6 protein-coding genes are annotated in these 7,464 nt (G+C 71.6%); 2 read left to right on the top strand and 4 right to left on the bottom strand.

Annotated features, from left to right (window positions below; translation table 11 throughout):
- Positions 1-107: 107 nt before the first annotated feature.
- Both VGD70_RS23950 and VGD70_RS23945 read right to left on the bottom strand, forming a co-directional pair.
- The gene (locus tag VGD70_RS23950) at positions 108-1,856 is read right to left on the bottom strand and encodes a discoidin domain-containing protein (protein ID WP_331084983.1); all 1,749 of its coding nucleotides are present in this window, start codon (positions 1,854-1,856) and stop codon (positions 108-110) included.
- Positions 1,857-1,946: 90 nt separating this feature from the next.
- Entirely contained in the window at positions 1,947-2,855 is a 909-nt protein-coding gene (locus tag VGD70_RS23945; protein WP_331084981.1) for an NADP-dependent oxidoreductase, read from the bottom strand.
- Between the two features lie 119 nt (positions 2,856-2,974).
- Between VGD70_RS23945 and VGD70_RS23940 the strand changes: the two genes are divergently transcribed.
- Both VGD70_RS23940 and cpt read left to right on the top strand, forming a co-directional pair.
- Positions 2,975-3,883: a DUF1996 domain-containing protein gene (locus tag VGD70_RS23940; RefSeq protein WP_331084978.1), complete on the top strand. Its 909-nt coding sequence runs from the start codon at positions 2,975-2,977 to the stop codon at positions 3,881-3,883.
- A gap of 81 nt (positions 3,884-3,964) precedes the next feature.
- Complete coding sequence (gene cpt / locus VGD70_RS23935; protein ID WP_331084987.1) at positions 3,965-4,495, top strand: chloramphenicol phosphotransferase CPT; 531 nt, start codon at positions 3,965-3,967, stop codon at positions 4,493-4,495.
- A 72-nt stretch (positions 4,496-4,567) separates the two neighbouring features.
- Here cpt and VGD70_RS23930 read toward each other — a convergent pair whose 3' ends face one another.
- Both VGD70_RS23930 and VGD70_RS23925 read right to left on the bottom strand, forming a co-directional pair.
- The gene (locus VGD70_RS23930) at positions 4,568-4,741 is read right to left on the bottom strand and encodes a hypothetical protein (protein WP_331084976.1); all 174 of its coding nucleotides are present in this window, start codon (positions 4,739-4,741) and stop codon (positions 4,568-4,570) included.
- A gap of 409 nt (positions 4,742-5,150) precedes the next feature.
- Positions 5,151-7,406: a heavy metal translocating P-type ATPase gene (locus VGD70_RS23925; protein ID WP_331084985.1), complete on the bottom strand. Its 2,256-nt coding sequence runs from the start codon at positions 7,404-7,406 to the stop codon at positions 5,151-5,153.
- Positions 7,407-7,464: the final 58 nt, after the last annotated feature.

The raw sequence follows: 7,464 nt of genomic DNA, 5'->3' as shown, positions 1-7,464 counted from the left end.
GACGGCCACCGACAGAAACGGTCACTGTGGACAGCGCCTGTGCACAGCCCGAGAACTGTCGGTCCGAGCCGGTAGCGTGGAACCGGGGGCCGGAGGCCCACCCGCCCTCAGCGGCGGTACACGCCGAACTCGTAGAGCGAGTAGCCCCACCCGGTCCCTCGCTGAGTGCCGTACACCCGCACGTACCGTCCCGACCCGGCCACGTCGAACGAGTCGACCCCACCGTTGCCCGACGTGGTCGAGTAGACCGACCGCCAGGAGGACCCGTCGTCGGAGACATCGATCGAGTAGGCGCGACCGAACGCGGCCTCCCACACCAACTGCACGTGGTCGAACGACACGACCGACCCGAGGTCGACCTGGACCCATTGCGGGTCACTCCAGTCACTGGCCCACCGCGACGTCAACGACCCATCGGTGGCCAGCGAAGCCAGGTACGGCGCCCCGTCCCCCTGCGCCTGATACGACGACGCCGTGGTCGGCCGTCCCTGCGCGATGTTGGTCCCAGGAACGGAAGGCGGCACCACCCGGAACGACCGCGACTCGATCCCGACGTTCCCGTGCCCGTCCCGCGCGTAGACGTAGACCTTCCACACGCCGAGCCGGTCCGGCGCGGTGACCGTGAACGGGTCGGACCCGCTGAACGACGCCGGCACCAGCGCACCGGAGTTGTCGATGTACTTGCTGTTCAGCCGCAAGTCATAGGAGATCGGGTCGCCGTCTGGGTCCGAAGTGGACACGTCGACGGTGAACGCGGAGCCGGCCGGCACGTCACCCAACGACGACATGGACGAGATCACCGGGGGCGTGTTCGCGGGCGGTGAGCCACCATACGTACGGGCCACCGAGTAGTACGAGAGCCGCTTCTCGTTGCCCGGCAGGAGGTTGAACCACACGCCGCCGAAGTCCTGCTCGGTGCCGTAGTGGAACAGCGTCCCCCCGAGCGCGACGCCGTGGTGGGACATCAGGCAGTTCCACGCCGCCGGGTAACCGTCCCGTTTGGCCACGTCGGACGGCTCGGCGGGCACGCCGTGCGCGTCGTCGGCCACCTCCCACTCCCCCGGCGGCCCGCCCTCGGTGAGGATGTAGGGCTTCGTGTAGCCGCCGTTGATCCACGTCTGGCGGATGTCGCACACCGCGCCGTAGGAGTTGACCGCGTACAGGTCCAGGTCCGGCGCGTACGCCTGGTAGTACGGCCACGCCCCGGTCCACGCGTCGGTCGAGGTGACCGGGTGGTTCGGGTCCGCGGCGTGGATCGCGCGGGCCACGTCGTTGACGAACCGGGTGTACGCGACCCGCTGGTTCTCCAGCTCCGTGCCGCCGAAGCAGTTCTGCATGCCCAGGATCGACTCGTTGCCGACGTTCCACAGCAACACGCCCGGGTGGTCGCGGTACTCGTTGACCCAGCGGAGGAACTCGGCCTGCACGGTCGACTTGTAGTTCGCGTCGGTGACGTAGTTGACGCAGCCGCCGCTGCCCGGGCCGCCGCCGGGCTGGAGCCAGAACCCGCTGATCACCTTGACGCCGTTGGCCGCGGCCGCGTCGAGCAGCGGCCGGGAGGTGCCGTCGGTGCCCCAGGTGCGGACGGTGTTCACGCCCATCGCGTGGACGTCCGGCATCCGCGCGGCGGCCTCGCCGACCGGCGGACCCCAGGTCAGGCCCTTGACGGTGTACGGCGCGCCGTCGACCGTGAGCTGCCAGCTGCCCTGGGACCCGGTGACCCGCACGACGCTCGGCGCGGCCGACGCCGGTCTCGCGGTGACCACCACGAAACCGAGCAGCAGGGCCAACACCGCGAGCACCGTGAGCACCGTGGTGGCGCGATGTCGGTGCGAGACAGGGGGAACGCGCGTCATTGCGGTCTCCTCAGCAGGGGTGGAGTGGGTTCGGAGAGCGCTCTCCCACTCGCCTACCGAGTGTCGTCCGTGTGTTACGGGGATGTCAAGTCAGGGCACGAGGACGATCTTGCCGAGAGTGTGCCGCCGCTCGAGCTCGGCGTAGGCCTCGCGCACCTGGTCGAGCGGGTAGGTCCGGGCGATCGGCACTTCCAGCTCCCCCACCGCGATCCATTCCGCGAGCGTCGCGAGCACCGGCGCGGTGGACGCCTCGGCGCCTCCGACCGCCCGGGTGCCGTGCTCCTTCGCGGCAGCGAAGTCGGCGATCGTGTTGATCCGGGACGGGTCGACGCCGAGCTCGGTCGCCAGCTCGACGTAGCCGCCGCCGTAGGTGTCGAGGAACGCGTCGACCCTCCCCGAGGCGGCCCGGATCCGGTCCGCGAGCTCCGGCCGGCGGTAGTCCAGCGGGACCACGCCGTGCGCGGCCAGCCAGTCGTGGTGCTCCTCGCCGGCCAGGCCGATCACCGCCGCGCCCCGGGCGTGCGCGAGCTGCACGGTGAGCGAGCCGACCCCGCCGGCCGCCCCGGAGACCACGACGACCTCACCTTCGCGCACGCCGACCGCCTCGACGCCGGCGTAGGCGGTGGTGCCGGCGACCTTGAGCGCGCCGGCCTGCTCCCACGGCACACCCGCGGGCTTGCGCACCAGCTGCGTCGCCGGGACCACGACGTGCTCGGCCTGGCTCGCCCGCGCGTCGGTGAAGCCCAGCACCTCGTCGCCGGCCGCGAACGAGTCACCGGCCACCACCACGCCGGCGAGGTCGCTGCCCTGCCCGGACGGGAACGTCGCCGGCCACCGCTCGTGCAGCTTGCCCTCGCGGATCGCCGCCTCGCCGGGGTTGATGCCGGCCGCGCGGACCTCGACGAGCACCTCGCCGGGCCCGGGCTCGGGCGGGTCGACGTCCACGACGTCCAGGACGTCGATGCCGCCGTACCGCTCGAATCGCACCGCTCTCGACATGCCGGGCGCGTACCCGGCCGCGGGGCCGGCGAAACACCCGGCCTTGACAGCACCCGGCACCGTTCGCCACTCTCATGGGAGAGCGCTCTCCCTCGATCCCTGCCGAGGAGGAGTCACCCGTGAAACGACATCTGGCGGTGGCGTGCGGCGTTGCCGTCACCGCACTGCTCACCGTCGCCCCGACCAGCCAGGCCGCGGACGACGTCACCCACCACGAGTTCCAGGTCAACTGCTCGGTGGCGCACCGGCTGCCGGACGACCCGATCGTCTTCCCCAACCTGCCCGGCGCGTCGCACGAGCACAGCTTCGCCGGCAACACCACCACCAACGCGTACACGACGCTGGCGTCGCTCCAAGGCGCGGGCGTCGGCGCGACGTCGTGCCTCGCGCCCGACGACCTGTCCGCGTACTGGTTCCCCACGATGTTCAACGGCGACACGCCGGTGATCCCGAACGGGCGCCAGGTCATCTACTACAAGTCCGGCATCATCGACTACGCGGCCGTGCGGCCGTTCCCGCCCGGACTCCGTTACGTGGCCGGCAGTCCGGCCGCCACCCTCGACGACTTCCGCACGGCGCCGGGGCACATCGAGGGCTGGGAGTGCGGGAACAGCTTCTTCAACTGGGACTTCCCGACGCACTGTGACGTGGGCACCCAGCTGAACATCCGTTACCAGGCCCCGAGTTGCTGGGACGGCGTGCACCTGGACTCGGCCGACCACAAGAGCCATATGGCCTACCCGGTCGACGGCTACTGCCCGGCCTCGCATCCCAAGCCGGTGCCGATGCTGGAGTTCAAGATCGCGTTCCCGGTCGACGGCGACACCTCACGGGTGCGGCTGGCGAGCGGGCGGGGCTACTCCTGGCACTACGACTTCTTCAACGCGTGGGACGAGCCGACCCTCGCCGCCATGGTGAGCCACTGCATCAACGGCGGCCTGCAGTGCGACCCCCGCGGGTACGACCAGTACAAGCCGAACCGCGGCACCGTACTGGGCGCGAACTACCGGCTCCCCGGCCGGCCGTGAGCCCGTCCCGGGCGTCGCGTCCGCGTCCCTGACGCGACGCCCGGGATCGCCCAGCCGCGGTGCCTCTACTGTGGCGCGGTGATGACTCGGGTGATCGTCCTCAATGGTGGCTCCAGCTCGGGGAAGTCCGGGATCGCCCGGTGCCTGCAGGCGGTTCTGCCCGATCCGTGGCTGGTCCTCGGGGTCGACACGCTGATCCAGGCGATGCCCGCGTCGATGCGCGCGTCGGAGGCGGGGATCGAGTTCGCGCCGGACGGCGGGGTGGTCGTCGGACCGGAGTTCCGGACCCTGGAGCTGGCGTGGATCGAGGGGGTCGCCACGATGGCGCGGGCGGGTGCGCGGGTCATCGTCGATGAGGTCTTCCTCGGTGGTGCGGCGTCCCAGCAGCGGTGGCGGAGGGCGTTGGAGGGGGTGGCGGTGTTGTGGGTCGGTGTTCGGTGTGCGAGCGCGGTCGCCACGGGCCGTGAGCTCGCCCGGGGCGATCGGGTCACCGGGATGGCCGCGTCCCAGGCGGACGTGGTCCACCGGGGCGTGGCCTACGACCTGGAGGTGGACACGACCCATGCCGAGTCGCTCGACTGTGCGCGGGCTGTCGCCGCCCGTGCCGAGTGACCGACCTCGTTGGCTGGGATATGCCAACAAAGCTGCACAAGCCAACACATCCGACGATTACGCCGGCCTGGGTCAGCTGTTGGGCACGTGCAGGAGGCCCGCCATGACCTCGAGTGCGAGCCGCGCGGCGCCCAGCGCGACGAACTCGGCGCCCAGCGTCGAGATGATCACCTCGACGGGGAACAGCGTCAGCCGCTCGAGCTCGCGGCGGAACGGCTCCGCGATCACCGCACCGCCGCGGGACATGCTAGTCCGCCTCCCCGGGATTTAAAGTGTGCGTTGCGTCCCAGCGAATGGTGCGGGTATTGAGGTGGATGGTGGCTGGGTGCCGTCACTAGTCCGCCTCCCCGGGATTAAAGTGTGCGTTGCGTTCCAGCGAATGGTGCGGGTATCGAGGTGGATGGTGGCTGGGTGCCGTCACGGTCCCCTGAGGTTCCGGTGGTCGGCGCAGACTTTCACACGATGATCTACGAGACAGGCTTAGTCCGCCTCCCCGGGATTCAAAGTGTGCGTTGCGTTCCGGCGAATAGTGCGGGTATCGAGGTGGACGGTGGCTGGGTGCCGTCACGGTCCCCTGAGGTTCCGGTGGTCGGCGCAGTCGGCGCAGTCGGCGCAGTCGGCGCAGGACCTCACACGATGATCTACGAGACAGGCCTTAGGCGGCATCGGCGAGCGAGCGCCGCGAAGCGGACGGCGTGCCGTCCGCGGGCGTCACGCCGTTCTCGGGCAGCACGGAGAACCCGCGCAGCCGCAAGCTGTTCGTCACCACGAAGACCGAGCTGAACGCCATCACCGCGCCCGCGAGCATCGGGTTCAGCAGCCCGGCCGCGGCCAGCGGGATGGTGGCCACGTTGTACGCGAACGCCCAGAACAGGTTGCCCCGGATGGTGTTCAGCGTCCGCCGGGACAGCCGGATCGCGTCCGCCGCGGCCCGCAGGTCGCCGCGCACGAGCGTGAGGTCGCTCGACTCGATCGCCACGTCCGTGCCGGTGCCCATCGCCAGCCCGAGGTCGGCCTGGGCGAGTGCCGCCGCGTCGTTGACGCCGTCGCCGACCATCGCGACCACGCGGCCGGAGGCCTGCAGCCGGCGCACCTCGTCGACCTTGCCGGCCGGCAGCACACCCGCGACGACCTCGTCGATGCCCACCTCCGCCGCCACCGCCCGCGCGACCGCCTCGTGGTCACCGGTGAGCATCACCGGCGTGAGGCCCAGCGCCCGCAGCTGGCGCACCGCGGCCGCGCTGGTCGGCTTGACCGCGTCGGCCACCACCAGCAGGCCCCGCACCTCACCGTCCCAGGCGACGGTGACCGCCGTCCGGCCCAGCTCCTCTGCGGCTGCCTTCGCCGCGACGAGCGACGGCGGCAGCTCCGGCAGCCAGTCGTGGTCGGCGACGACCCGGCCGGCCGCGACGGCATGCCCCTCGACCTCGCCGCGCACACCGAGCCCGTCGACCGAGGCGAACCCCGAGACCGGCGGCAACGACCCGACCCACTCCCGCGCCGCGTTGGCGACCGCCTGGGCGATGGGGTGCTCGGAGGCGTCCTCCAGCGCTCCCGCCAGCACCAGCAGCTCCGACTCGGACACCCCGCCGGCGGGCACGACGTCCACGACGGACATCCGGCCGGTCGTCAGCGTGCCGGTCTTGTCCAGCACGATCGTGTCCACCCGCCGGGTCGACTCGAGCACCTCCGGGCCCTTGATCAGGATGCCCAGCTGCGCGCCCCGCCCGGTGCCGACCAGCAGCGCCGTCGGCGTCGCCAGCCCCAGCGCACACGGGCACGCGATGATCAGCACGGCCACCGCCGCGGTGAACGACGCCGACACGGACGCACCCGTGCCGAGCCAGAAACCCAGCGCCGCCAACGCGAGCACGATGACCACCGGCACGAACACCGCCGACACCCGATCAGCCAGCCGCTGCACCTTGGCCTTGCCGGTCTGCGCCTGCTCGACCAGCTTCGCCATCTGCGCGAGCTGCGTGTCCGACCCGATCCGGGTGGCCCGCACGACGAGCCGCCCGCCGGCGTTGACCGTGGCGCCGGCCACCCGCGAGCCCGGCTCGACCTCGACCGGCACCGACTCGCCGGTGAGCATGCTCTCGTCCACCGCGGACGAGCCGTCCTCGACCACGCCGTCGGTGGCGATCTTCTCCCCCGGCCGCACCACGAACCGGTCGCCGACGGCCAGCCGCTCGATCGGCACCCGCGTCTCGGCCCCGCCGCGCAGCACCGCGACATCCTTGGCGCCCAACGACAGCAGCGCGCGCAGCGCCGCCCCGGCCCGGGTCTTGGCCCGCGCCTCGAAGTACCGGCCGGCGAGGATGAACGTGGTGACGCCCGCGGCGACCTCGAGGTAGATGTTGCCGTCGCCGGCGCCGCGCTCGATCGTGAGCCGGAACGGGTGCTCCATGCCGGGCACGCCCGCGGTGCCCAGGAACAGCGCGTACAGCGACCACGCGAACGCGGCGAGCGTGCCCATCGAGATCAGCGTGTCCATGGTGGCCGCGCCGTGCCGCAGGTTGAGCCATGCGGCCCGGTGGAACGGCAGCGCGCCCCACACGACGACCGGCGCGGCAAGCACCAGCGACGCCCACTGCCAGTACTCGAACTGCAGCCACGACGACATCGCCATGGCCACCACAGGCACCGAGAGCGCGAGGCTCACCAGCAGCCGGGTGCGCAGCGCGCGCACCTCCCGGTCCTCCGGCGCGTCCTCGGCGGGCGCCGGCTCTGGGGTGGGCGGCGCGGCCGTGTAGCCCATCTTCTCCACGACGGCCACGAGGACGTCCGCGGTGACCGAGGCCGGCGCGGACACGACGGCCTTCTCGGTGGCGTAGTTGACGCTGGCCTCGACGCCGTCCAGCTTGTTCAGCCGCTTCTCGATCCGGGCCGCACACGACGCACAGGTCATGCCGCCGATGACCAGCTCCGTCTGTTCCCTCACGACATCCCCTCGCAGGTTCGGTGAT

The organism is Actinophytocola sp., assembly GCF_036402745.1.
Lineage (GTDB): Bacteria > Actinomycetota > Actinomycetes > Mycobacteriales > Pseudonocardiaceae > Actinophytocola.
The sequence above is the reverse complement of the archived record's forward strand: the minus strand, read 5'-3'. Positions and strand labels throughout refer to the sequence as shown.